Source organism: Curtobacterium sp. MCBD17_008, from assembly GCF_003234475.1.
GTDB lineage: Bacteria > Actinomycetota > Actinomycetes > Actinomycetales > Microbacteriaceae > Curtobacterium.
Genome location: NZ_QKTK01000006.1, coordinates 151,878 through 175,029, shown reverse-complemented (window position 1 = coordinate 175,029; position 23,152 = coordinate 151,878). Strand labels below are relative to the sequence as shown.

General features: G+C 66.5%; 29 protein-coding genes. 20 read left to right on the top strand and 9 right to left on the bottom strand.

The window, feature by feature from the left end; translation table 11 throughout:
- Window positions 1-424: 424 nt before the first annotated feature.
- The 10 genes from DEI95_RS08085 (at window position 425) to DEI95_RS08040 (ending at window position 6,760) form a co-directional block, all read left to right on the top strand.
- Window positions 425-1,192 carry a DUF4839 domain-containing protein gene (locus DEI95_RS08085; protein WP_220036636.1) on the top strand — a complete coding sequence of 256 codons (768 nt, stop codon included), beginning with the start codon at window positions 425-427 and terminating at the stop codon, window positions 1,190-1,192.
- Between the two features lie 37 nt (window positions 1,193-1,229).
- Window positions 1,230-2,066 (top strand): hypothetical protein, encoded by an 837-nt coding sequence (locus DEI95_RS08080; protein ID WP_111059921.1) that lies wholly within the window; start codon window positions 1,230-1,232, stop codon window positions 2,064-2,066.
- A 71-nt stretch (window positions 2,067-2,137) separates the two neighbouring features.
- Window positions 2,138-2,620 (top strand): hypothetical protein, encoded by a 483-nt coding sequence (locus DEI95_RS08075; RefSeq protein ID WP_111059920.1) that lies wholly within the window; start codon window positions 2,138-2,140, stop codon window positions 2,618-2,620.
- A gap of 2 nt (window positions 2,621-2,622) precedes the next feature.
- On the top strand, window positions 2,623-3,327 hold the full coding sequence (locus DEI95_RS08070) for an alpha/beta fold hydrolase (RefSeq protein WP_111059919.1): 705 nt from the start codon (window positions 2,623-2,625) through the stop codon (window positions 3,325-3,327).
- Window positions 3,328-3,350: 23 nt separating this feature from the next.
- On the top strand, window positions 3,351-4,037 hold the full coding sequence (locus tag DEI95_RS08065; RefSeq protein ID WP_111059918.1) for a hypothetical protein: 687 nt from the start codon (window positions 3,351-3,353) through the stop codon (window positions 4,035-4,037).
- Window positions 4,038-4,101: 64 nt separating this feature from the next.
- Window positions 4,102-4,800 (top strand): hypothetical protein, encoded by a 699-nt coding sequence (locus DEI95_RS08060; RefSeq protein ID WP_111059917.1) that lies wholly within the window; start codon window positions 4,102-4,104, stop codon window positions 4,798-4,800.
- A 61-nt stretch (window positions 4,801-4,861) separates the two neighbouring features.
- Window positions 4,862-5,194 (top strand): hypothetical protein, encoded by a 333-nt coding sequence (locus tag DEI95_RS08055; RefSeq protein ID WP_146243624.1) that lies wholly within the window; start codon window positions 4,862-4,864, stop codon window positions 5,192-5,194.
- A gap of 48 nt (window positions 5,195-5,242) precedes the next feature.
- On the top strand, window positions 5,243-5,647 hold the full coding sequence (locus DEI95_RS08050; RefSeq protein WP_111059915.1) for a hypothetical protein: 405 nt from the start codon (window positions 5,243-5,245) through the stop codon (window positions 5,645-5,647).
- 52 nt (window positions 5,648-5,699) lie between these two features.
- The gene (locus DEI95_RS08045) at window positions 5,700-6,278 is read left to right on the top strand and encodes a hypothetical protein (RefSeq protein WP_111059914.1); all 579 of its coding nucleotides are present in this window, start codon (window positions 5,700-5,702) and stop codon (window positions 6,276-6,278) included.
- A gap of 257 nt (window positions 6,279-6,535) precedes the next feature.
- Window positions 6,536-6,760 carry a DUF4190 domain-containing protein gene (locus DEI95_RS08040; RefSeq protein ID WP_111059913.1) on the top strand — a complete coding sequence of 75 codons (225 nt, stop codon included), beginning with the start codon at window positions 6,536-6,538 and terminating at the stop codon, window positions 6,758-6,760.
- Between the two features lie 28 nt (window positions 6,761-6,788).
- Here DEI95_RS08040 and DEI95_RS08035 read toward each other — a convergent pair whose 3' ends face one another.
- Window positions 6,789-7,604 (bottom strand): thioredoxin domain-containing protein, encoded by an 816-nt coding sequence (locus tag DEI95_RS08035; protein WP_111059912.1) that lies wholly within the window; start codon window positions 7,602-7,604, stop codon window positions 6,789-6,791.
- Between the two features lie 201 nt (window positions 7,605-7,805).
- Between DEI95_RS08035 and DEI95_RS08030 the strand changes: the two genes are divergently transcribed.
- On the top strand, window positions 7,806-10,568 hold the full coding sequence (locus tag DEI95_RS08030; protein ID WP_111059911.1) for a DNA methyltransferase: 2,763 nt from the start codon (window positions 7,806-7,808) through the stop codon (window positions 10,566-10,568).
- Here the strand turns inward: DEI95_RS08030 and DEI95_RS08025 are convergent.
- Both DEI95_RS08025 and DEI95_RS16665 read right to left on the bottom strand, forming a co-directional pair.
- On the bottom strand, window positions 10,536-10,823 hold the full coding sequence (locus DEI95_RS08025; protein WP_258367525.1) for a hypothetical protein: 288 nt from the start codon (window positions 10,821-10,823) through the stop codon (window positions 10,536-10,538). The two genes, DEI95_RS08030 and DEI95_RS08025, sit on opposite strands and share 33 nt — an antisense overlap.
- Window positions 10,824-10,962: 139 nt before the next feature.
- Window positions 10,963-11,124, bottom strand: a complete 162-nt coding sequence (locus DEI95_RS16665) for a hypothetical protein (protein ID WP_181436239.1) — start codon at window positions 11,122-11,124, stop codon at window positions 10,963-10,965.
- 334 nt (window positions 11,125-11,458) lie between these two features.
- Here DEI95_RS16665 and DEI95_RS08020 point away from each other — a divergent pair, with 334 nt between their 5' ends.
- The 5 genes from DEI95_RS08020 (at window position 11,459) to DEI95_RS08005 (ending at window position 13,717) form a co-directional block, all read left to right on the top strand.
- Window positions 11,459-12,001, top strand: a complete 543-nt coding sequence (locus DEI95_RS08020) for a hypothetical protein (protein WP_146243623.1) — start codon at window positions 11,459-11,461, stop codon at window positions 11,999-12,001.
- A 90-nt stretch (window positions 12,002-12,091) separates the two neighbouring features.
- Window positions 12,092-12,256 carry a hypothetical protein gene (locus tag DEI95_RS16660; protein WP_181436238.1) on the top strand — a complete coding sequence of 55 codons (165 nt, stop codon included), beginning with the start codon at window positions 12,092-12,094 and terminating at the stop codon, window positions 12,254-12,256.
- A 3-nt stretch (window positions 12,257-12,259) separates the two neighbouring features.
- Window positions 12,260-12,451: a hypothetical protein gene (locus tag DEI95_RS08015; RefSeq protein ID WP_111059909.1), complete on the top strand. Its 192-nt coding sequence runs from the start codon at window positions 12,260-12,262 to the stop codon at window positions 12,449-12,451.
- Window positions 12,452-12,496: 45 nt separating this feature from the next.
- Window positions 12,497-12,928: a hypothetical protein gene (locus DEI95_RS08010; RefSeq protein WP_146243622.1), complete on the top strand. Its 432-nt coding sequence runs from the start codon at window positions 12,497-12,499 to the stop codon at window positions 12,926-12,928.
- 276 nt (window positions 12,929-13,204) lie between these two features.
- Entirely contained in the window at window positions 13,205-13,717 is a 513-nt protein-coding gene (locus DEI95_RS08005; RefSeq protein ID WP_111059907.1) for a DUF6998 domain-containing protein, read from the top strand.
- Window positions 13,718-13,735: 18 nt separating this feature from the next.
- Here the strand turns inward: DEI95_RS08005 and DEI95_RS08000 are convergent, their stop codons facing one another.
- Window positions 13,736-14,491: a hypothetical protein gene (locus DEI95_RS08000; RefSeq protein ID WP_111059906.1), complete on the bottom strand. Its 756-nt coding sequence runs from the start codon at window positions 14,489-14,491 to the stop codon at window positions 13,736-13,738.
- A gap of 407 nt (window positions 14,492-14,898) precedes the next feature.
- Between DEI95_RS08000 and DEI95_RS16950 the strand changes: the two genes are divergently transcribed.
- Both DEI95_RS16950 and DEI95_RS07990 read left to right on the top strand, forming a co-directional pair.
- On the top strand, window positions 14,899-15,021 hold the full coding sequence (locus DEI95_RS16950; protein ID WP_258367523.1) for a hypothetical protein: 123 nt from the start codon (window positions 14,899-14,901) through the stop codon (window positions 15,019-15,021).
- Between the two features lie 42 nt (window positions 15,022-15,063).
- A complete protein-coding gene (locus DEI95_RS07990; protein ID WP_111059904.1) occupies window positions 15,064-15,246 on the top strand; it encodes a hypothetical protein in 183 nt (60 codons plus the stop codon).
- Between the two features lie 58 nt (window positions 15,247-15,304).
- Here DEI95_RS07990 and DEI95_RS07985 read toward each other — a convergent pair whose 3' ends face one another.
- From DEI95_RS07985 to DEI95_RS07970, 3 genes are all read right to left on the bottom strand, one after another.
- Window positions 15,305-16,021: a hypothetical protein gene (locus tag DEI95_RS07985; protein WP_220036635.1), complete on the bottom strand. Its 717-nt coding sequence runs from the start codon at window positions 16,019-16,021 to the stop codon at window positions 15,305-15,307.
- A gap of 334 nt (window positions 16,022-16,355) precedes the next feature.
- On the bottom strand, window positions 16,356-17,408 hold the full coding sequence (locus tag DEI95_RS07975) for a hypothetical protein (RefSeq protein ID WP_146243621.1): 1,053 nt from the start codon (window positions 17,406-17,408) through the stop codon (window positions 16,356-16,358).
- 460 nt (window positions 17,409-17,868) lie between these two features.
- Entirely contained in the window at window positions 17,869-18,555 is a 687-nt protein-coding gene (locus DEI95_RS07970) for a hypothetical protein (protein WP_111059900.1), read from the bottom strand.
- Between the two features lie 804 nt (window positions 18,556-19,359).
- Here DEI95_RS07970 and DEI95_RS07965 point away from each other — a divergent pair.
- A complete protein-coding gene (locus DEI95_RS07965; RefSeq protein ID WP_111059899.1) occupies window positions 19,360-19,872 on the top strand; it encodes a hypothetical protein in 513 nt (170 codons plus the stop codon).
- Window positions 19,869-20,285 carry a hypothetical protein gene (locus DEI95_RS07960; protein WP_111059898.1) on the top strand — a complete coding sequence of 139 codons (417 nt, stop codon included), beginning with the start codon at window positions 19,869-19,871 and terminating at the stop codon, window positions 20,283-20,285. Before DEI95_RS07965 ends, DEI95_RS07960 begins: the two co-directional genes overlap by 4 nt.
- A gap of 58 nt (window positions 20,286-20,343) precedes the next feature.
- On the opposite strand, the gene DEI95_RS07955 is transcribed toward DEI95_RS07960, so the two are convergent.
- Entirely contained in the window at window positions 20,344-20,910 is a 567-nt protein-coding gene (locus DEI95_RS07955) for a DNA N-6-adenine-methyltransferase (RefSeq protein WP_181436237.1), read from the bottom strand.
- A gap of 671 nt (window positions 20,911-21,581) precedes the next feature.
- Window positions 21,582-23,129, bottom strand: a complete 1,548-nt coding sequence (locus DEI95_RS07950; protein ID WP_181436236.1) for a choice-of-anchor D domain-containing protein — start codon at window positions 23,127-23,129, stop codon at window positions 21,582-21,584.
- Window positions 23,130-23,152: the final 23 nt, after the last annotated feature.

Below are 23,152 nucleotides of genomic sequence, written 5' to 3'. Positions count from 1 at the left end.
GGCGGACCCGACCCTGCCGGACACTTCGCTGCCGTTCCCGTCCGGCCACCATGCAGACACACGCTGTCCGTCCTAGTCGGCAAGTGTCTCCTCGAACGCTGCGACCACCGCCTTGGCCTGACGCTCTGTTGGGACGACCGCGGTCACCCCGGACCCGGACACGGACAGCTTGCTGAGGTCCGGATGCGCAGCAGCAACCGCGGCAGCCGTCGCGACGGTCGTGTCCGACGCGGCCATGACCCCGGTGACGGACACGTATGTCGTCCAGGTCTTCGCCGTCCCGACGTACACCGACGACAGGTCGTCGCCGTCACGATGCGCGCGCAGCCACGCTGCCGCTGCAGCAGGGACGCCGGCGTCTTCACTCGGATGGCTACCCTGAGAGAAGCTCGGCAGATTGTCGGCGGGAATGCGAAGGGCCGAGATGACCGAGGAACAGCCGACGTACGAGACACGGACGGTGAAGTCCGTGCGTGGGATGGAATCCCGGACTCGGACGAGGTGGGAGCAGGACGGCTGGGAACTGGTCTCGATGACCCAGGGGCGGCTGCAGTCGCAGCTGGAGTTCCGACGGCCCAAGAAGCGCATCGGTCGTCGTACGCTCCTCGCAGCCGGAGCGGGAGCCGCAGCGCTCGTCGTCGTCATCGTGCTCGGCGTCACCGGGGTGTTCGGCAGCGACGAAGACGCACCGGCTCAGGCGGGAGCGCCGGCCAACTCGGTGGCGCCGAGTTCGGAGCCCGCACGCACCGCCGCGAGCCCGTCGGAAATCGTGGCGCCGAGCCCGAGCCCGACCACGGACACTACGGAGGTCATCACGGCCGAGAACTCGCCCCAGTTCGCAGCACTGCTGCAACTCACCGACACCTGCGACGCATCGATCGGCGCGTTCGCGGACGAGAACGAAGGACGAACCGTCCGATTCGACGGTTCTATCGGTGCGATGGCTCCGCACGACGGGGCGAAGACACGGTACGACATCCTTGTCGGCGCGGGCGACTTCAGCGAGACGTCCGCGCCGGGCCCGGCGTTCCAGTTCAACGACGTGAACACGACGTACGACATGCACTACACGGGTGAGACCCCGGACGGCATCGGTGTCGGGACGAACCTCGCCATCACCGCTGAGGTCAGGGAGTACAACGCCGACCAGTGCCTCTTCCACCTGCAGCCGGTGGAGACCGTGTTCCGGTAGATGTCGTGCCCGCTGTCTCAGCCGCTACGGTCGAACCATGACCGACGATGACGACGTCTCCTCGGCCGTCGCCCCTGCGGAGCTCCGGGCGATGCTCGAGCGGGCTCCGCTGGAAGCGGCGGGACGGAATCTCCGGCTGCTGCCGGCGATGGTCGTGAAGAACACCGATGTGTTGTTCGCAGCTCCTGGGGTCACTCTCGACGACGCGCTCGACATTGCAGTGCACGTGGGCGCAGCGTTCGTCACACTCGGAGAGCGGATGTTCGACCTGGCGGAGTTCCTCGGCGACGCTGAAGGGGTACCCGCCGGCATCCGGAACAATGCGGCCAGTCATGATGGTGACCTTGAAGGGATGGACCTGCGGTTCATCGGCGCGGGTGTCTCCTACGCATGGTGGGCGGCCGTGGACTGGTCGCAGGAGCTGACCGCCGAGCTCGAGGAGTGGCAGGAGGACGCCGACGAGAAACGCGACCGAGAGCGACGGGAGCGGTTGGCGCGGGCGCAGCAGCTCATCCAGGCCGCCATCGACGACGCCGGAGTCCGTGCGGCTAAACCTATGTCGAGGAAGCCCGTCGTCGAAGCGTTCATCCGCAGCCGCATGGAATCGAAGAACGACGTCGGCGCCGATTACGCGCTCCGGTGGGCGCCGCAACGGGTCGCCGAGGAGTGGCGATCTGCGTACGCGCTCCTCGACAACAGCGCGAAGGTGTTCATCGCCGACCTCCAAGAACTGGCTGAGTGGCAACGGTCGAAGTGGAAGTCCGCCGCGCGCCGAGATGTGCTCCTGCGGTACGCGATGAGCCGCACAGGCGGCTGGGCACCCACCGATAAGTGGCTGAAGGATATGGACGCGAAGTCCGCACCCTCAACCTGACGCCGGCTGACATCCCACAACCGCGGCGGCAGATGCGGAGCGGTGACGGACTCGGCCGCTACGCTCCGGCCATGTCACTCACCCGGAACTCGTTGCACATCGGCGCTGGCGGGGAACTTCTCGTCCAGTACCAGCTGCTGAAACTCGGCATCGACTCCGCCCGGCTGACGACCGACGCCGGCATCGACCTCGTCGTCTACGCACCCGGCGCTCGCAAGGCCACGACAGTGCAGGTGAAGACCAAGGACCGCGCCCGTTCGTCCGGCGGCAACGGGAAGATGGCGATCGGGTGGTCGTTCCCGCACGAGACGCCGGCGGAACTGCTGGCGTTCGTCCTCCTCGAGCGCGACCTTGTCTGGCTGTTCACCCGCGACCAAGCACGAGCGACCGCGCAGCAGAACAACAAAGGCACCCGAGAGCTCTACTGGTACACCGACCCCACCGTCCGGAAACGCCCAGACGGCTCCCCGCTCATCGAAACGGACGTTGACCAGTACCTCCTGGAACGTCAGGCGCCGCTGCTGTTCCCTGGAGCAAGCGCCGCATCGAGTTGAGCATGCTGCCCGTCGTCTTCCTCCACGCGTCGAATCGACCCTTCGAGCGAGCATGGCCGGTCGCAGCCGGCCTGTCGAAGAGCACCGCGGCAATGATGCCCGGGTACACCCCGGGTGAGGAGGCGCAACCGTTCAGCCAGGACCGCTGGGAAGCACGACTCCTCGATGCGTGCGGAAACGGCGCCATCGTCATCGCGCACTCCTTCGGCGGCCCAGTCGCGATGCGAACCGCCGCACGAGCGCCGGAACGGGTACTCGGACTCATCCTGCTGGAACCCGCCGCGTACGCGCTTGCAGCCGACCATCCAGCAGTCGCCGACCACATCTCCCGCGTGCAGCCGGTCCTCAACCGGGCAGGGACCATGTCGCCGGCGGAGTTCATCGTAGCGTTCGAGGAAGCGGTCACCGGCGGTCCGGCGCTCACCTCGAGCGAAACGGACGTCTTCGCCGCGAGCCGACAGCAGCGGCTCCCTGGCCCGTGGACGCTCGACACTCCACGTCGGACCGGGGTGCCCACCCTCGTCGTCACCGGCGGCTGGAACGCCGAGTACGAAGCCATCGCCGACGCGATGACTGACGTCGAACACATCATCCTTACCGGTCACGGACACCGACCGCAGGACCACCCAGACCTCGTCGCCATCGCACGGGACTTCATCGAACGGGTCACCGAAACCGGTGCGGCGTCCGCGCATAGCCCGACGTGAGAGCACGACGAACCGGAGGTACCGTGACCAGCTACCGCGACGAGCACGCCCGCGAGCACCTGAACGAGCACCACTTCGAGATGCCGGCCGGGTTCGCGGACGGCCCCACCGAAGGCATGTCCAACGTCGTCTACTGGTGGCTGTCGATGGCGCTGCTCGTCACCCCTCAACAGGTGCAGGCGCAGCGGCTGTGGCAGATGAGCGTCCGCATCCTCAGCAACGAAACCGCCGACGGTTTCGACGAGGACCGCTGGGATATCCTCGAAGACTGGCTTGCCCGGGCGTTCAAGGACATCAGCGCCGGACTGCCCAGCACGATGGCGAAGCCCATCCGCGCCGCCGCGCGCCTGCGGACGTTGGACGCCATCGAAGCGGCACGTCACGCCGTCCTGCACTCCGACGAGGTCGCCGCCGAGTCGGCATTCGACGACGAGCGGGGACCGTTCACGTCGCTGTACTGGGCACTCGACGGATGGGCGCTGTTCACCAGCCAGTACGCCCGGCCAGCCGCCGACCGGCACCCGGAGGTGCTCCGGTCCGCCGCGAACGCCGCAGCGGAACTTACGCCGCTGCGGCGCACTGCGCCCCTCACCCACAACGTCGATGGGCTGCTGACCTCCCTCGCGTTCCCACGCAGCAACCCCAAGCGCGCAGACGGCCGCCGTTCCGCCCGCCGCGACCCGTCACCGCTCACCGACGGCCTGTACTGAGCGCACAGCAACGTCACCCGTCCGCGCATAGCCATCACAACCGCCTGAACGACAAGGAGCGACGATGACCGACCAGCAGACGAACCCCGCTGAGCCGAAGGTGCTCTACCGCGCGGAGATGCCTCCCGGATTCGAGAGCGGCCCCGCGCCGACGATGTCCCACACCGTCTACTGGCTCCTGTCGCTGCTGCTCATGGACACGCCCCGCAACGTGCAGGACCAGCCGTCGTGGCAGGCGCAGGTCAACCACCTCATCGAACACACCGCCGACGGCCTCGACGCCGACCGGTGGGACATCGCCGACGACTGGCTGGCGCGTGCGTTCAAGGACATCAGCGCGGGCCTCCCCGAGCACCTCGCACAGCCGCTCCGTCGTGCAGCCGCCCAACGAAGCATCGACACCATCGAGGCTGTCAGGCTCATTGTGCAGGACTCCGATGAGTACGCGACGGAAGCCCGGAAGGGCGTCGGCGCAACAGGCGACGGGTCCGGGCCGCTCAATCGGCTGATGCCCGCACTGGCCTGCTGGGTGTCGTTCGCCGTCGAGTACCGTCGTCCGCTCGAAGGGCGGAGCGCCGGCGTGTTCCGGCAGGTTGCCGCGGTCGCGACCCTCGTCGCCCCGCTTCGCCAGAAGACGGAGCTGACCTACGGTGTGCAGGACCTGATGGACTCCCTCGGCTGGCCGAAGCGGAACCTGAAGCGGATGGACGGACCACGCTCTGCGAAGAACCCGCAGCACCCGGGAAGCCGCTACCCCTACTGACCTCGCTACCCTGGTCAGCAGGGGGAACACGATGACGGAAGACCAGCGCCCCATCTCTGTGATGGACCGAGACCGACAGACGTACCGGCTCGTCTCACGCATCGGTTTAGTCGCCGCTCCGGCGATGTTCTTCCTGCCGCTCATCTACCTGATGGTCACCGCTGACTATCAACCGTGGGCGGTCATCCGCATGACCGCGGCGTTCGCCGTGCTCGTCTCCGCGTCGTCATTCGCTGCGATGGCGAACACCCCGCCCGACAAGAGTCCCGGTACGCATCAGCTGTGGGCGGTCCCGGTCGCCATCGTCGTCTTGTTCCCCGGCGCTGTGTTCTCGTTCGGTCTGGCCGTGATGATCGTCTCCCTGCTGAGCCGGGCATACGCAGCATCAGCCTGATGCAGCAGCGTCCGTAGGACGCCCGTACATCCCTGGAAGGAACCATCCGTGACCGACACCGCTGACGGCGGCCCGTTCCCGTCCGGCTCTTGGCCGGAAGAAGGACCCGACCAGCGCACCATCGCCGCGATGAACACGCGCCGGAAGGCCTTCCGGGTGACGGCACGGACGGGGTTCATCGTCGCGCCGGTGATGTTCCTCCTCCCGCTACTCATCCCACTGCTCTCCGGCCGTTACTACTTCCCAGCCATCATTTGCATGACCGCAGCGTGGGCGGTGCTCGTGTCCGCAACCTCGTTCCAAACGATGGCGCACACGAAGCCGGGTGACCAGCCCTGGCTGCATCAGGTGTGGGCGGTTCCCGCCGCCATCATCGCCATGCTCCCCGGCGGGCTCGCCGCCTTCGCTCTCTACGCGTCGGTCGTCCAAGCGGTCTACCTGGCGACGAAGTAACACCGGCCACCCAAGCTCCGCCGCCAACTACCACGGAAGGAACCACCGCCCCATGTACGACTCCGCTGACGCCGCCGCTGACCTCCGCCACGCAGCCGCCGCCTGGTCCGGCTCCTTCGACGGCCGCACCACGTTCACCCTCCCCGCCTCCGCCGCACCGAACACCGTCCACCGGTGGTCGGCGACGTTCGGCATCGACTACGACGACCAGCAGCGGACCCTCACCGCCGTGGCTGCGTCCGGGCACCTCGTCCACGCCCCGACGTCGCAGCGGAATCTCCTCGCCACCATCACCGACGACGGCGACGCCGCGTCATTCGCCGCCACCGTCCACGAGCTCGACAGCGACGGCCCCGACCGCACCATGTTGCTGTTCGCTGGCATCGACGGCGGCGACATCCTCCACCTCGACGACCTCACCGCCACCGTCATCGGCGACATCACCGCCACGGCAGCTCTCCGCACCATCCTCAACGACCTCGCCGCCGGCACACCGACACTGCTCCTCACCCGCCCCAATCGATGGGGTATCGGCTCGACCGACGTCGCCATCGCGGCAGCGGCGGAAGCCGGCCTCGAGCAGTGGGGCGACACCGACGTGTGGACGTACTTCGGCGGAGAAGACGAGTGACCGCCTGGCTCCTGCGGCAGGTGTCGAGTTGACCCCGGAAAGTCGCCGCACCGTCATCCTCGTCGCCTGCATCATCGCCGTGCTCGTCGGGCTCACCGTCGTGATGTCTGTCTACGCCGTCGCCGCAGGTAGCCGCTGACTGGAACATGCAGCTCGAGGAAACGCGCCCAATGGCTGCTCCGCCGCATCACCTGCATCATCACCGACAGCCTCGTCGGTCAGTCGGCCGCCCTCATCAACCGCGTCGAAGGAAGCCCATGACGTCCACACCGTCGAAGCCCTACTACAGCACGTACGCCATCGTCGGATTCGTGCTGGCGTTCGTGCTCCCCATCGCCGGAGCCATCGTCAGCACCATCGGAATCCGGGACACCCGGAAGAACAACCTCCGGGGCCACAAACTCGCGATCGCAGGGCTGCTCATCGGCATCATCGTCGCCGTCACGTTCATCGGCACAGGAGCCAGCGGCGTCTTCAACTGACCGGGCGAAATCCCAGTCGCCGCCGCCCCTAGTCGGCGTCTTCGATGGAGCGGATGAAGTCGCGGCCGCCGTTCCACCGCTTCCCGTTGATGAGCGCCGTCGGAGTGCCGAAGCCGCCGCTCGCGGGGTTCACCAGTGCCTTGTCGGTGAGGCCCTTCGCCGTGTACTTCTCCACCCAGCCGCGGTACGTCTCGTCGCGGATGCAGGAGTCGAGGGCGGCGCCGGTGGCGCCGCCGGCGTGGACGAGTTCGAGGATGCGGGAGGTGGTGAGCCCGCGGGTGCCTTCCTCCGGCTGATTGTCGTACATCTGCTGCTGCACGTCGAGGAACGACGACGGGGAATGGTCGGCGACGCACGCGGCAGCGTTCGCGGCGCGGGACGAGAACCGGGAACCGAGGTAGGAGCGGTCGAGGATGGCGACCGGGTGCACGGCGAGCGTTGCTTGCTCCGAGGCGACGAGGGTCTGCAGGTCAGCAGATGTCGCCGTCTCGAACTGCTTGCAGACGGGGCAGGACCAGTCGATGTACAGGTCCACCTTCGCCGGCTTCTCCGCCGGCGGGGCGACCGTCGTGGTCGGGTGGTCCACCGTCGGGGTGAGCGCGCCGTCCTCACCGTGGAACGAGATGGCTCCAGCGGTGGTGTTCGCCGGTGCCGTGCCGGCGGGTGCGGGTGCGTTCACCGACGAGACGATGAGGAGGGTGACGCCGGCGGCGGTGAGGATGCCGGCGCCGATGCCGCCCTGCAGGAACCACCGGTTCCGCCGCTGCCGACGCTTCGTCTGCTCCCGGTTCGCGCGAGCGTGCTCCCGTGCCTGCTCACGGCGCTGCTTTTTCGTCTCACCCATGCTGGGCCCTCCTTGTCGTCTTCGGCAAGTGCAGAAGTGCGCCTCCGGTCGCGTCGTCTATGCAGGAACGCAGACTCTGGCCCGTCCGGTGGCGCGGGACCGTCGCTCGCTGGTCGGTAGGGTCGACACGAGCAGAGCGGGGGAGCGGCCATAGACGGCAGCTCAGAGGCCCTCGACTCGCGGTGCAGGAAAGGCGTCGGGGTGGCGACCAGGTCTCTCAACGAGATTCGTAAGCAGGCCAGCAAGTTCGTTTCCGAGTGGAAGAACGAGGCAGGCGAGGAACGGCAGCAGGCGCAGTCGTTCGTCCGCGACCTCCTCGCCGTCTACGGCATCACGGAGACGAAGGCCGCCTCCTACGAGAAGCGTGCGAAGCGCTCCACCACCGGCGGCGGTGGCTACATCGACGCGTTGGTTCCCGGCCTTGCCCTCGTAGAGATGAAGTCGTCCGGCAAGAACCTCGAAGACGCCGAGCGGCAAGCACTCGACTACATCGACGACCTCACCGACGCGGAAGCACCCCGGTGGGTCATCACGAGCGACTTTCACCGGTTCCGAGTCCTCGACCTACACGACCGCACCGACAACGCCGTGGTGGAGTTCACCCTCCGCGAGCTTCCCGTCGAAGCGGAGAAGCTCGCGTTCCTCGCCGGGTACCAGGTGCGCTCCTTCGGGTCCGCGGAACAGGAGACAGCGTCTATCAAAGCGGCTCGCATCATGGCGTCGCTGTACGAGACGTTGGAGAAGTCCGGCTACCCGGACCATGAAGCGTCGGTGTTCCTCGTCCGCGTGCTCTTCGCGTTGTACGCGGACGACTCCGGTCTCTGGGACCGCGACCTGTTCATGGAGTTCATCGAGGACCGCACGCGGGAAGACGGGTCCGACCTCGGGCCGCAGATCGCGATGTTCTTCCAAGTGCTGAACCAGCGCACGCACCACGCGAACCTCGACGAATACCTGAACCGGCTCCCGTACGCCAACGGTGGAGTGTTCGGAGAGTCCATCAGCATTCCGTCGTTCGACTCCGAGATGCGCGGCAAGCTGCTCGACGCGTGCCACTTCAACTGGTCCACCATCAGCCCCGCCATCTTCGGTTCCCTGTTCCAAGCCGTGAAGGACAAGGCGGCCAGGCGGAAGCTTGGTGAGCATTACACGACCGAGACGAACATCCTCAAGACCCTCGGCCCGCTGTTCCTCGACGAGCTCCGTGCCCAATTCGCACACGAGCAGCACTCCATCCAAGGGCTGAAGAAGCTGCGGAAGCACCTCGGCGAACTTCGAGTGATGGACCCAGCGGCGGGAGTGGCGAACTTCCTCGTCGTCGCCTACAGGGAACTTCGTGCCCTCGACCTCGCCATCCTCATCCGTCTCCGCGAACTCGGCGACACCAGCGAACTCCCACAGATGTTCTTCACTCGCGACGACCTCGTCGTCCGCCTAGAGCACTTCGCCGGCATCGAGATCGAAGAGTGGCCGGCGCGCATCGGGTCGACAGCGCTGCACCTCGTCGACCATCAGGCGAACCAGGCAATGGAACTCGAACTCGGCATGGCCCCCGAGTCGCTGCCGCTCGACACCATCACCACCATCCACGTCGCGAACTCGCTCCACACCGACTGGACCAAGGTCCTCCCGCCGACGTCGAACACGATCATCGTCGGCAACCCACCCTTCCTCGGCCACGCAACCCGCAACGACGAGCAGGCAGCGGACCTACGGCAGGTCTGGAACCGCGACGACATCGGCCGGCTCGACTACGTCACCGCCTGGTACAAGAAAGCCATCGACTACTTCGGGACGGTGCCCGGACGATTCGCATTCGTCTCCACCAACTCGATTGTGCAAGGTGAACCCGTCCCCGCTTTGTTCCGACCGATCTTCGACGCAGGATGGCGGATCCGATTCGCCCACCGCACCTTCGCCTGGTCCTCGGAAGCACCCGGTGCCGCCGGCGTGCACTGCGTCATCATCGGGTTCGACCGAGGCGGCCGGTCCACCCCAGCACCGACGCTGTTCCTTTACGACGACCTCAAGGGTGAGCCACGTGCGGAAGTTGGCCGCAGCATCAACGGCTACCTCATCGACGGGGCGAACGCGCTCGTTGAACAGCGGCGCACACCCGTTGCACCTCAACTCGCTGCAGCGACGATGGGCAGCATGCCGCGCGACGGCGGCAACCTCATCGTCAACGCAGACGAGTACGACGAAGTGGCGTCCGACCCAGCAGCAGCGAAGTACCTCCACCGGTACGTCATGGGGGACGAGCTCATCAACAACATCGACCGGTGGTGCCTCTGGCTCGTAGACCTCGATCCGCGAGACGTCACCCACTCCGCAGTCCTGCGGAAACGGCTCGCGGCGGTGCGCGACCTCCGAGCGCAATCGAAGGCGGCGTCCACCCGAAAGATGGCGGACACGCCACACCTCTTCGGGCAACGGTCCCAGCCCGCGACGGCGTACCTCGCCATCCCCAAGGTGTTCAGCGAACGACGCAAGTGGGCCACCGGAGCTCGCCTAGACGCGAACGTCATCGCTGGCGACAACGTCTACAAGGTGGACGACCCTGACGGGCTTGCCTTCGCCATCCTGTCCTCAAGCATGTTCATCACCTGGCAGAAGTCCGTCGGCGGCCGCCTGGAAAGCCGCCTGCGGTTCTCCAACACCCTCGTCTGGAACACTGTCCCACTGCCTTCCCTCAACGACACGACCCGTGCGGCGGTCATCGCCGCCGGCGCGAAGGTCCTCGCTGCACGAGATCTCCGACCGGAACGCTCCCTCGCCGAGCACTACAACCCGCTCGCAATGGAACCTGCGCTGCTCGCTGCTCACAACGCTCTCGACCGAGTGGTTGACAAGGCTTTCGGTGCGAGGACGGCGATGACGTCCGAGGCGGACCGACAGCGAGTCCTGTTCCAGCGGTATGCGGAGCTCACCTCAGCAGGGCAACCGACGGACCCGAAGAAGTAGCGGCCCCCTAACAGCACGTCTAGTGCCGGGGTGATGAGACCCCGGTAGCGGGGTGGCCACGGTCCCCGCTGTCCGGGCTCTCGTGCAGAGTAGTGACGCTCTACCCCGAGCGGGGAGGGGTCGGTGGGTCACTGCTCTCAGCGGGGATGTTCCGTGTGCGTGGCCGTACGTGTTACGCTCGCTGATGCGGCGGTCGAGGTTCCGGATGAAGTGCTCTACCTTGTCCGCCTTAGCCCGTTCCCGACCGAGATGCACCGCGTCGTCCTTCGTCGCAGCGGCACCGAACACCTTCGACCTTGCTCTGCCACGTGCCGTCCTGGTGGTACGTCTCGATGTCTCCTCGCATGCACCGAACGTACGACCGGCCGGGCAGCAGGATCCTCAGGACGCCGCGTCAGCAGGTTGGTTCGCTGAGGAAGTCCTCGTATCGGATGTCTGCGTTCACCGGCGTCATCTCGAGACGAGCGGCGACCATCGCCCGAATCTCGGCGGGGGAGTGCATCCCGTGGCGGTGCCACAGGCGGGGGTTCATCGGGTCGGTGATGTCGGCGGTCATGAGACCTGCCCTTCGAGAAGCGCCACGCTTCGATGGTGTCGAACCGTTCCCGCTGTGTCAGCGCACCGCATGCCGCAGCGCTCATCGTGACGACGGGAGTCAGTACCAGTCCGACCATTTGACGGTACGACGGGTCGCCACCGCGGCCAAATGAACTTCCGCTTCGGAGTCCACTCAGCGCAGCTGCCGCATCCCCTACCGTGGATGAAGACCGAAGGGGAGCGATGGTGAGCAGGTACGACCGGGCCGGGTGCGAACGACAAGAGCTGTGGCCCTGGGTGGAGATGGGGTCGGAGTTGCACCGCACCGACGACACTCGCTGGGCGCCCCGAACGTGAGCCGTCTCAGCGAGTGGTGGCGGCGCTTGAACGAGCAGCCGCGACCGCAGCCGACCATCTGGGACTCCGGCCAGGGGACCATCCCGTATCCGGAGCTCAACCGGAGGGACCTCGCCGAGTTCCACCGCTGTGAGGAGTACCTCCTCCGCGAGATCGTCGACGCTCGTTCTTGGGGCCGGCAGGTAGACGCTCGTGGGGTGCCCTTCCCGACGAACGGGTGGCTCATCATGCCCGGCCGGGTGCACTCGTCGCTCATGGACGACACGAAAGGCTCGGGCCCGAAACGTGCCGTCACGGACTCCGTCGTCGCCTGGCTCGCCGACGCCGGTGCTCTTACGCCGTTGTCAGAGCAGACCCGGGACGACATCGCAGCGTCGAACATCGCCGACCGACGCAACACGTACGCCGGCTACACCCGCGACGACGGCACCCGCGACTGGGACCACGACATGTGGCAGGTGGACCCGGAACGGATGCTCGTCGTCTACCCGCACCTCGCGGACGCGAACATCGACTGGAAGCGAGCCGCCAGCGAATGACCGGCACACCCGGGAAGCGAACCACATCAGCGTCCACATCTGCGGCGACTGCCACAGCGTGCTCACCAGCACCGGAGAGGTCGTCCGGTGGTGACCAACCTCGAGCATGCCCTCACCCAGACCGCCGACGTCTCCGCGTACCCCGACCTCGGTGCTGAGACTCGCTCCCGGTTTGAGACGCTGCTCCGCGCCATCATCACCGACGACGACTACACGCCGACAGTCACCTCGGACGGGGACGGCTTCATCGTGTAGTGGATGGCCGGCCGACGGTACCTCTACGTCGAGGTGTACTCCGACGGCGAATGCGCGCTGTTCGGAACCGCCGACGATGGCAGCATCGTCATCAACGAAGCCGGCGACGGCCTCCCCAACCTTGACCGAGTCCGAGAACGCATCACCGCGCTCACCGCTCACGTGACAGCGGTCCTCGCAAGCCGAAGCCGCTGACCCCGGCAACACGTAGGCTCGGCTCGAAGCAAGCGAGGGGACGCGATGCGGAACAGGTGGGTGGTCGCGGCAGCGCTCGCCGCGGCGACACTGCTGACGGCGACGGGCTGCTCGTCATCGTTCTTCGAGCCGATGGTGGACCCCGTCGGGTCCTGGACGATGACGACAGCGGACTGGGACGGCACCCTTGACCTGCGGAGCGACCACACCTTCACTGCGGCAGGCGTCCCGCAGAGCGTCGCCTGCACGCACGACCTGCCGGCCAGCAATCCCGACGAGTGTCAGGGCAGCTACCCGGTGGGCTTCTCCGGCACGTGGAAGCTCGTCGAGAACAACCCGATCCAGATCTTCTTCTTCGACGGGGACACACTCGTCATGAGCGGCGTCCGCAGCGGGAAGACGCTCGGCTTCTGGGTCGGCGACCGTGAACGCCCTGACCCGACGTACGAGTACACCCACGACGCATCGCCCTCCTAGGAACGCAGGCGAGGATCCTGGCACAGCCGGTTCGGCATGGGCACGGCATGACCAACATAAGACACAAGCCCCGCACCGACACCGCGATGATAGTCGCCCTCATCGGCGTGAAAGCTGCGATGCTCGCCGCCGTAATCGCTGCCGTCCTCCCCTCGTAGGGCGCCCGGCGTGTAACCGAACACCTGGTGCTGCAGAGCCAGAGGACCGCGCCCGTCGCACGCGCCAGGGCGACGGTACGGCGAGGTAGCGTCGGCCCCCACCCGTACCCTGAACGTCATGCCCGCCGCGCAGCCGCCGTTCGATGCCGCTTCGATGTCGGTCCGGGAGCTCCTCGCCTCCTACGTCGTCATCCTCGACGAGCTCGAGACCCGTCACATCATCCGCACCCGGAACTCACCGCTCGGTGACCTCGCTGAGACACTGGCGCAGCGGATGTATGGCGGGACGTTGCAGAAGAACTCCGGGAAGAGCTTCGACCTCCTCACCGAAGACGGCCAACGAGTTCAGGTGAAAGCACGCGCCGTCATCCCCGGGAAACCCGCCGGCGCGTTCTCCGCACTCCGCACCTGGGACTTCGAACTCGGCCTGTTCATCCTCCTCGACGCGACCACCTACGACATCCTCTGGGCCCGCGAACTCACCCCCGAGAGCGCGGAACCCCTCGGCTACAAGTACGGGTACACGAACTCCACAACCATCGCCGTACGAAGAGTCGCCACCGTCGGCAGGGATGTCACCGACGCTCTAACCGCCGCGTACGACCGCATCGACGAACCAGCCGACGAGTAAGCGAGCACGGGCCGACGGTCACCCGAGGGCTTCCCTCAAAGCTTCCGTGTCATGAGCGCCGGGAGGTCCGGCGTACCCGGACTGCTTGACGACGATGAGGTCTTGCCCCGACGGCAACGGGAACACGTGCGCGCTGCGCCCACCGGACCGCCACGAAACCTGTAACTCCCGGCCGGGAGCGGTACTCACCGCAGCTCCGGATGTGAGCCACGGAGCGCCGAACGCGAACACCTGCGCCACGTCGCATTCAGCCAAGGGCTCCCACACGAACTCCGCCAGAACCGCAGGTGTGGGGTGCATCGAGCCGGTCACCTTGATGCTGTGCCACGGGAACAGTTCGACGTACAGCAGGTCCGCAGGTGTCACGTCGGCGGCGAGGAACCTGGACGCGAAGGCTGCCCGGCTCCGGTGGTAGCGGTTCCGGCCGTGCGTCCCCTCCCACGCCTCTGACGTGTACGGCGCCGACGACGCCCATTCGGTGTAGCCCACACGTCCGACGGCGTCGGTGAACACTCCGCCTTTGCCTTGGAACGTCAGATCTGCCCCACCGGGTTTCAGCCCCAACATGACCATGGCCGGGTCCCGGCCAGTTGCGAACGGACCGATGAACGGCTCCGGCATAGCGTCAGCTTGCACCGCACCGTCGCCGCGCCCCGAGTACGCCGCCTGCCACTGTTGCAGCCGAACATCCAGCGGGGAGCTGTCCAACCAGCCGCGAACCGCTTCGTCCCAAAACGCTGTCACCCGCTGCCGCGCCGACACCCCATCACCCATACCCGGCAGCCTTCCAGACACGGCGCCCCGGATCGCTCACCGCTTCGCCGGAGAAGACCGCCCCTAACGGACTCTGCGCATAGACAGTGGGTGCCGGACATCACAGACCAGAAGCGGCCGGCAGCAAGCCGCAGTGTCACACCCCACACGGTCAGCAGCCCCACGGGTGCGATAGTCGGTCGGGCCTGCCTCAACGGGCTTATCGACGCGCAGGAGGAAGCGGACGCGCTCACTGTGGTCCACGAACGGCTGCTGCGGATGATGATCGTCAATCGGCACCTCGCCTACATCAGCGGCGCACCCACCGGCCGGACTCCGACCAGGCGCCGCACTCCCGGCACGTCTTGGGCAGCGAGGCGCCGGACCCGGAGAACGTCGCGAACCTCCCTCACGAGACGCTGCTGCAGTTGGCTGCGTACATCGGCCGGCAGGACCGGAAGCACGCCATCCTCGAAGGGTTCATCTGGGTCGACTCGTACGACCAGACCCTCGAGGAGCGAGAGTGCGACTGCGGCTGCCAGGACGACTAGGAGACCGACGTCGACATCTTCCGCCGCGACGCCGACGAGTTCTTGGCGAAGATCCGGGAGGAACACGAGTCGTTCCTGCCCCGCTACATCGCCAGCGTCCGCGCGTTCATCGACTTCGACTTTCACCTCGACGTCCGCCGGAACGGCTACATCATGGGCCGTGACGCGGACAAGGTCCTCGCGTTCCTGCAGGAGGCGCAAGCAGCCGGCGTCGTCTTCGCCTGAACCTGAGACGAGCAGTTCTCCCGCGACCTGCCAATTGGTGCGCTGTAAGTCTGAACTATCAACGACCCCAGGAGTTGATGCGCGCTGCAAACTCCCACGCCTGCCGCTCAAGGGGCGACGGGAACGGCACCACGATGGTTTCATCGGGGGTAGCGATCGTGAGATACCGCTTAGACGTGTTTTTCTTCATGCCGGACCCGGCGACCGCACCAACAACAGCGCCCGTGCCTCCGACGAGCAGACCACCGACGAGCGCACCACCGAGCGTCCGCCCGGTCGAGGAGCGTTGCGATACCGTGCCGTCCACCGTCGCGGTTGCGCCTTCCATACGCCACCGGCGAGACCCGTGCGCGAGCTTGCTGCCCTCGAAGTAGTACCCCTGAAAGGCGCCGGCGGGTGCGATGAGACGACGTTCCGGCTGGTTCTCGCTCTCTCGACGCGCTTGCTCCTTTTGCTCCTGACGCCACTGCACGACGTCCGTGGTCAGGTCCGTAAAGGGGACACCCGTCGCGTTGGAAACCGCGTCCGCAAATGCCTCGCCGGAACCATCGCGGTTGAATCGGAACGTCAGCCCGTCCCGTTTCGGCTCGGGGGTGCGTGACCAGCCCTTAGCGCGCACACGGAGTTGGTGGTCCTCGTACTCGAGGTACTCCACCTTCGCCAGTGGTATCCGCACGCCCTTGGTCATCTTGGCGCTGCGGACGCTGAACGCAAACCTGAACTCGATGTGGTCATCGGTGAGGGTCGCGGTCCCGTCACGGCCTTTCAGTTCCATGGCGCTCATGCTGCCAAGGGGCAACGCCAGACGTCCAGCTTCAGAAGGGGCTCGGTGGCAGAACGAGGACAAGCGGCCCGCGCTCATTCAACGAGTGAAGCGGTCAGTGTCCGCTGCGCTTGGATCTCAGCTACCGATCGCAGACCTACGCCGTCGTCTCCTGGGTCGGCTACCACGATCTGCCGCATCCGGTCGGCGACCTCGGCTGAGTTCGGCGCCTGGACGGGTTGCGTGGTCGGGAACTTGCCGAGTGGGACGGTGGCGATGCCGCGGAGGGCGTCGAGTTGGAGTTGGCGAAGCTGGCGTTCCTGCCTCGAAGCCATGTCGAGTCCCATTAGTCCGGGAGCTGGTGAATCAGGTCGTAGTAGACATCGGCCTGGAAGTGAATTCGGCCGCGGACCTGGTTGGCGAGGTCGACCTCGTGGTAGCGGTGCATGAGAGTGGCTGCGGTGATGGTGTTGTCGGTGATGCCGCCGGCGGGGAAGTTCGAGGTGGCGAAGATGGTGTCGTCTTCGGGGACGGCGACGGTGAACTTCGGCCGCGCCGGTCCGTCTTTCGGAGGGACGGCGGGTGTGAACCCGAGAGCAGCCATGTCGGGCATTGTGCGAGTGAACGCGACACGGGTTCGTCCTGACTCGACGTTGCCGTCCCGTCCGAGATACGGCAATCCCGGGAACGGGGTCATTGCTGCCCATGCGCCGGAGACGAGTGCTCCGGCGTCGATGAGGAGACGTGCTTGCTCTTCCACGGTGCCGGGGTGGTCCCAGCTGGTGGCGATGCCGCCGGGCCCGTTGTAGGTCATCGCCCAGTCGGCGAGAGCGAACATGTCCACCGCTTCCCAACCGATGTCGACGTGCCGGACTGCGTCGCCGAGGATGGTGAGCGCGTCACCGATCCGTCCGACGCTCATGCCTGTGCGGGCCGCGAGTTGGTCGATGCGGCCGCTCGCCACGGGAAGGGTGCGCGCGACAGCGAACACCGCGTACCGGTCGACGCCGCGCATCTGAAACGCGCGCTCCCCGGCGATCTGTCGGCCGTCCTCCCACACCTGTGAGCCGTTGACGAGCAGCACGTTCGGCGAGGCGCGGGCGATTTCGACCATCGTTCGTGGGGCGACGTATGAGGACTTGGGTACGAGCAGCAGTTCCGGCTCGTTGGGATCAACTTCGGGTTGACGGCGGAGGGATGCTGCCGGTGCCACGCGGGCGCGGCGACCGTCGGCGAGACGGACCGTGTCGAATGTCTCGACGGTGGCCGGCAGACCTGCGTGTTCGAGGGCGACGAGCGCGGGAGTGACGTCGACGGGCCAAGTGGACCATTGGCCCAGGTCAAGGATGTCCGTCCGCTGCTGAGCTCGACTCCACCATTCATCGTTCGTGTTGCTCATCAGATCCTCTTCGAAATCGGGGCGGGTCGCCGTGTTCCGCCCTGATATGCGCGGAGGAAGATGGTGTCTTCGGTGCCGCCGCCAGCACCAACGACAAACCGCACCCCGTCGTGCGACCCTGGCGATCACGCCCGACGAAGTTCCTGCCACGGACCGATGAAAGCCTCGGCTGTCCGCGCATAGGCGTCGTGCTGCCGATGTCCGGCCGCCGTGAGGAAAGGAACAGCTATGGAGATCGCTGCCGGAACCGTTGTGGCTGCGAGCAAGGACCATGGTGGGACGAGTCGGACGTTCGTGCCTGGCGGGTGTCGTGGAATCGTCACGAGTGGCGGAGGGTGGCCATTCCAAGTCCGCTGGGAGGGTCTCACGTATTCGCAGCCCGCGTATCGCGACGAGGTGATCTGACCCAGACGATCCCAGCTGGTGGGTCGGCTGATGCTGGTCGGCCGACCCACCACCGTCACACGGCTCGCGATCGATTCAGCGCTGCACCGAGGCGTCGCCCGTTCGCGTTGTCGGCTTCAAGCGACGCGGAAAAGTCCGCGACCCAGTTCTCGCCGTCCGGGCGCGGGATTCGCATCTCGTTCCCGACGTAGTACGTCGAGTCCGGAAGCGGGACGACGTTGATGATGTAGTACAGCGACTGTCGAGCGCAGCCGATTTCGTCGGCGAGCCAGCCAAGGCCCACGGTCGCCCGGGACTCCTGCCGGTGCCGCGGGAAGGGGCGCCGCCTGCGGCTGCGCCGCTCTTCGACGAACGCGCGTGCATCCTCGAGGGGGATCTGGATGGACCGCCCGATCCGACGCGCGGATGCAGGCAACGCGCCCTCTGCACTGAGTGCCCACACCCGGCGTGTTGTCACGTTGAGCTGGGCAGCGAGCCACTCAAGCCCGACCGTTTCAACATCCGGCGGGAACGGTTCCGTGTTCTGACCGAAGAACCGCTGCTTGTCCGCACGCCGCTCTGCGATGAGCACGTCCGCGTCCGCTCGGGGGATCCACAACTTCCCGTCGACCTTGAACGAGGACTCGGGGAGGATGCCTTTGGCGTTCCATGCGTACACGGTGCCCATGGTGACGTCGGCCGCTCCCGCGAGCTCTCGGAGTGACATTGCGCCGTTGGTGGTTGGCTGGTTGATGGTGGACATGTGTTCGCTTCCTGGTGGTGGACGGACAGGCTGTTTGCTGTCCACACACACCTATGCGGCGAAACTCTCGGAGTGACCAAGACGGGCTGAGCTGACCTGTGTTTCGGTTCCATCCCTCGACGGCGATGCTGGCGCGTTGCAGCCACCGTCGTCAGGGAGGCAGGGGGCTGATAAACCAACTCAGCACGGGCTCCGGACGTGCATCCTGGGTGCCCGACCGTCGTTCCGGACGGATGCTGCTTGCCCGTCACGCGCCACGGAAGTTGATGAAAAGCCGTTCTGACCTGGGCAGACCTTGCCCGGCTTCCTTGCGTACCCGGTGCGGGGAGGTACGGCTATAGACCCTTTGGGAGGTATATAGGTATGGGGATCTAGGGTCGAACTACTTCTTCTTCTTCTTCTATATCTACCAAATACATAAGTCTTCAAGTCAAGGGGTCTCCTACCCCTTCCGATCGGCTTGCTAGCGGCGATCTGCGGCGACTTGACGAGCCCGTTCGTTCGTCGAGCAGGGGCAAGTCGCCGCTTGCTCCATACTGCCCAGATCGCGCCGATCACCGGGAAAGTCGCGTCGACGCCGCGGTTCGCCGCATAGACGTGGGCGTGATGAACTCAGCCCCCGCGGCGCATCGGGACCATCGGTCTGCGGACCCACCGCGTGCGGAGGATCAACACGAGATCCGATGCCGTCGTCAGTCCGTTCGTACGCACTCTCGTCTTGCAGTCCGCGCATACACCTCTCGTGAACCGATCAGGACCAACCGAGGTGCCACGCGCGATGGCGCCGACAGCTATGGGCCTCGCATGAGCCGCTACCCCGAGGCCAAGCAGCACCTCGCGGCCGAGACTCTCTCCGTCCTGCAATCGGGCAGCGGTACGTGGCGAGCCATCTCGTGGGCGTGCCTGCGGTCGATCGTCGATGCACATTCGTCGTCGCTGCCCGCTGGCGAGCCGATGCTCATCGAGTACCGCAGCGGGCCTGACGAAGACGCGGAGGTCCGCGTTCGCGCGCAGGTCCTCACGCTGGGTCGCGACGTCGGGCTGATCGTTGAGCTCGTCATCCCGCCGGAAGGGACTGGGGAGTACGCGCGCGTTGCGAAGCGGGATGCGCCCGACGAAGTCCGGCGCGTTCACATCCGCGCTGGTTGGACCGCGGTGGTCCGGGCAGGCGAGATCTTCTCACCCGCTGAGGCCACCGCTCTCCTCGGCTGGGCAATGCCGGAAGATGGCCACCTGCTCGATGCGCTGTGGTCGCTGCAACAACCACTCGACTACCTCGCCGACATTCGTGCGGGACGGCGTAGGCCGCCGTCGTGACCGCCGAGCCGTCAGCCCACACCCTCGTCCACATCAGCGGAGACTGGTTGCTGTTCAATGATCCGCGAGCCGCGCTGGTTCACCTGCTGCCGGGTGCGTCGAATAGCGTCGAGCTGATGGTTGCCGTCGCCCAGAGAGCACAGCACGCCGAACTGCAACACTGGGAGCGCGTGCATCGACGTCGTGGCACCGCGTCGATGACGGTAGAGGAGCTGGCCATCTACACAGCGCCGAAGGGCGAGCGGTTCGAATCCGACCTCCCCGAGCGGTGGGTCGGCAAGCCGGCGCTCTACCTCACCGTCGCGCAGCTGCACGGTGCCCCGTTACCGATGGGTTCGGTGGAGCGGGTGGGGCCGAACGTCGTGCAGATGCTCCTGATGCTGGAGCGCGCTGGCATCCTCGACGTGATGTGAGCGCGCGAAGAGGCCCTTGATGCGAAGTCGCATCGAGGGCCTCTGGGTCAGCCGGTGGTCAGCTCAGAACGGAGAAGCAGAGCCCGAGGTCGGCCTGGCGGAGCGCTCTCGCGGCTCGCTCTCCCCACGCCAGGAACATCGACCCCGCGCCAGGCGACCCCTGCGGCCGGCCCGTCCGGCCGTTGATGAACTTGATGCGGCCAGCGGTGAAGCAGACGACGTCGGCCGACGCCATCGCCTTGTGCGCCCACTTGGTGTCCGTTCGTGCGAAGACGAGTGCGATGCCATCGCCGTGTGCGGCCGGCTTCTCGAGCCATGTGTCCGTGTCGTCGTACGGCGGGTTCACCCAGCACATGCCGTGCCACGGGGAGGTCAGCCCGTCATCGTCGATGGTGAAGCAGCTCACGGCCGGGACGTTCGAGAGAGCGGAACCGGGGGAGCAGGGGTCGAGGTCGAACTCGACGCCCAGAGCGTTGAACACGGCGGCCGGGGTGTACCACTCGATGTTCGGGTTGTGCGGGCCCGACTCGTGCGTGAAACCGCGGCCACGACGAGAAGGTGCGGTCTCACCGTTCGACGTCTGAGCGCTGTGGGCCTTGATGGTGTGGGTGGTTGCGTTGGTCATGCACGCCCTATGCATGACCCGACGCCGCGGGATCTCCAATGAAGGAAAGCCCAGATCAAATCGGGTATCGTCGAGCTCCTGGCGCGGCCAATTCGTCGCGCGGACCTTCGCCGCCTTCGGCGCCGGCGCCGCGAGTCCTGGTGTGTGCGGTGGTGCTTCTGCGTGTCGGTGTGGTGTTGGTGAAGACGCGGACGCGGTGGCAACCAACCGCAAAGAACCGGACTTCAAACAGCTGCGATGCTTGCGGTTACTTGCCTACCGGTCCGGCTGCGCCCAGGGACAAGGACATTTACACCGTGGATGTCGTCGGTTCGATCCCGGCAGGGCCCACCGGAGGATCGTCGAGCGGGCCGGGCTGGATCCGGAAGCGTCGTCGGACCGGAGCCGCGGGGCCAGCCGGCGCCGCGCCTCCAGTCCGACAGGCGGTCGCGATGGCGCGTGCAACGCTGCGGAGGCGCGGGCCTCGGCGTGCACGACAGTCGAGCGCGAGTGCCGCCTCTTCGCGACCCGCCTCGGGACCGACGGGCCTCTGTCGCTTCCGCGATCGCGGCCATGTCCGTGCGGATCTCGAGCTCGCCGAACACGGCGCTGACACCGCAGCCGCGGAGACCGCGACGCACTGACGAACGCCCCGACCACGCGCAGTGGTCGGGGCGTTCGTCAGTCTGCTGTTACTCGACGGTCATCCCGACGGAGGAGGACGTCTTGCCCTCCCCGGCAGCGTTCCTCGGGGTGATGTAGACGAACCCATCTCCGGCGGGAACGCCGGTGAGGGTCAGCGGGCTGGAGGTGCCCGTGACCTCCGTGTGGCTGTCGGAGAGGGTGTAGCTGGTGGGGAGTCCGCCGTTGTCCGGCGACGGCGTGAATGACACGGTGACTGTTCCGGGTCCGGAAGTCACAGCGGTGATGGTCGGCCGGCCCGGTGCCATCACGGTGACTGGTGCGGTTCCGAACCGGGCGGTGGCTGGCTTGCTGACGTTCCCAGCGGTGTCGACGCTGAACAGCAGCACCGTGTACTGCTGTCCGGAATGAACGGACGGGACTGTCGCTGTCGTGCCGGAGACGGTCAGCGGTATCCCACTCTGCGCAGTGGCACCTGCGCCGGTGCCCTGCACGAGCCGTGCGACGACGGACTTCGCGTCCCTCGAGGCGGAGGCCTTCCAGGAGACCTTCCGCGGTTTGGTCGCGGACACCTCCACAGCGGTCGGCGCCGCGGGCGCGGTGGCGTCGGAACGGGCCTGCCACTTCAGCGTCCCCGTCTGCGGGATCTTGTCGAAGCAGTACTGGGTGAAGGACATGTCGGCCGTGTCCGGAAGGCCGGTGACCGGGTCGAGCAGGAACTGCTTCACCGTCTCGGTACCCGTGGTGTCGCAGCCGCTTCCGTTGACGGTGGTGAGGACCTCGTAGTCTCCGGCGGCCGAGGTCGAGGTCGTCTTCCTGGTACCAACCGCGAGCGGCTTCCGGTAAGGGCCTTCGACGTGGACACTGACGACAGTGCCGGAGCCGTCGAGTCGGTCAGCGATGAACGTCCAGCCGTAACCGTCTTCGGTGACGAGCATGGCGGTGTTCGAGCTGTTGACGCTCGTCGTCTTCCCCTTGTTGACGATGTCCTTCCCCGAGGACGTGATGCTGGTCGTGCCGAGGTATGCCGAACCAGTCAGCCGCACCGCTTTGTTCGCCGTGCCGATCTTCATCGCGACTTTCGCGGTCAGAGGACCGGCGGTCTTCGGCGCGAACCCGACCCTGAAGGTGCACGCCGCCCCGGCCGCGAGGGTGGTGCGGCAGGTGTTGCTCATGACGGAGAACGACGAAGCATCGGCGCCGGCGATCGATGGCTTCCCGAGCGCGACCGCCGTGGTCCCGGTGTTGTGCACTGTCTCGACCTGCTCCGCGTTCTTCTTCAGGCCGATGAACGTCTTCTTGAAGGAGAAGCTGTTCGCTCCGAGGAGGACGGACCCGGCCTTGTCTTCCCCGAATCGGAACTCGCCGATGCCGGGAACGACCGCGTCGAAGCGGGTGATGGTGCCGTTGGTCGGGTTGGAGGCAAGGTCGAGGATGTCGAATGCGCCGTACACGTAGTCGTCGTTGATCTTCAGCGTCGGAACCGATGCGAAGTCAGCCTGCTGCGACCCGACGAGCCGGTAGGAACCAGCGGCGAGGGGTTTCCCGTCCGGCGGCGTCAGCGTGAACGACGCGGTCGAAGTCGGTGAGCTCGTCATCCGAGCATCGATGCCGCGAGTGG

Excerpts from the sequence above, each read along its gene's own strand:
- DEI95_RS08085 (WP_220036636.1), top strand. The coding sequence starts at position 425 with ATGACCGAGGAACAGCCGACGTACGAGACACGGACGGTGAAGTCCGTG.
- DEI95_RS08080 (WP_111059921.1), top strand. The coding sequence starts at position 1,230 with ATGACCGACGATGACGACGTCTCCTCGGCCGTCGCCCCTGCGGAGCTC.
- DEI95_RS08075 (WP_111059920.1), top strand. The coding sequence starts at position 2,138 with ATGTCACTCACCCGGAACTCGTTGCACATCGGCGCTGGCGGGGAACTT.
- DEI95_RS08070 (WP_111059919.1), top strand. The coding sequence starts at position 2,623 with ATGCTGCCCGTCGTCTTCCTCCACGCGTCGAATCGACCCTTCGAGCGA.
- DEI95_RS08060 (WP_111059917.1), top strand. The coding sequence starts at position 4,102 with ATGACCGACCAGCAGACGAACCCCGCTGAGCCGAAGGTGCTCTACCGC.
- DEI95_RS08055 (WP_146243624.1), top strand. The coding sequence starts at position 4,862 with ATGGACCGAGACCGACAGACGTACCGGCTCGTCTCACGCATCGGTTTA.
- DEI95_RS08045 (WP_111059914.1), top strand. The coding sequence starts at position 5,700 with ATGTACGACTCCGCTGACGCCGCCGCTGACCTCCGCCACGCAGCCGCC.
- DEI95_RS08040 (WP_111059913.1), top strand. The coding sequence starts at position 6,536 with ATGACGTCCACACCGTCGAAGCCCTACTACAGCACGTACGCCATCGTC.
- DEI95_RS08035 (WP_111059912.1), bottom strand. The coding sequence starts at position 7,604 with ATGGGTGAGACGAAAAAGCAGCGCCGTGAGCAGGCACGGGAGCACGCT.
- DEI95_RS16665 (WP_181436239.1), bottom strand. The coding sequence starts at position 11,124 with ATGACCGCCGACATCACCGACCCGATGAACCCCCGCCTGTGGCACCGC.
- DEI95_RS08015 (WP_111059909.1), top strand. The coding sequence starts at position 12,260 with ATGGCCGGCCGACGGTACCTCTACGTCGAGGTGTACTCCGACGGCGAA.
- DEI95_RS08010 (WP_146243622.1), top strand. The coding sequence starts at position 12,497 with ATGCGGAACAGGTGGGTGGTCGCGGCAGCGCTCGCCGCGGCGACACTG.
- DEI95_RS08005 (WP_111059907.1), top strand. The coding sequence starts at position 13,205 with ATGCCCGCCGCGCAGCCGCCGTTCGATGCCGCTTCGATGTCGGTCCGG.
- DEI95_RS08000 (WP_111059906.1), bottom strand. The coding sequence starts at position 14,491 with ATGGGTGATGGGGTGTCGGCGCGGCAGCGGGTGACAGCGTTTTGGGAC.
- DEI95_RS07985 (WP_220036635.1), bottom strand. The coding sequence starts at position 16,021 with ATGGAACTGAAAGGCCGTGACGGGACCGCGACCCTCACCGATGACCAC.
- DEI95_RS07975 (WP_146243621.1), bottom strand. The coding sequence starts at position 17,408 with ATGAGCAACACGAACGATGAATGGTGGAGTCGAGCTCAGCAGCGGACG.
- DEI95_RS07970 (WP_111059900.1), bottom strand. The coding sequence starts at position 18,555 with ATGTCCACCATCAACCAGCCAACCACCAACGGCGCAATGTCACTCCGA.
- DEI95_RS07965 (WP_111059899.1), top strand. The coding sequence starts at position 19,360 with ATGAGCCGCTACCCCGAGGCCAAGCAGCACCTCGCGGCCGAGACTCTC.
- DEI95_RS07955 (WP_181436237.1), bottom strand. The coding sequence starts at position 20,910 with ATGACCAACGCAACCACCCACACCATCAAGGCCCACAGCGCTCAGACG.
- DEI95_RS07950 (WP_181436236.1), bottom strand. The coding sequence starts at position 23,129 with ATGACGAGCTCACCGACTTCGACCGCGTCGTTCACGCTGACGCCGCCG.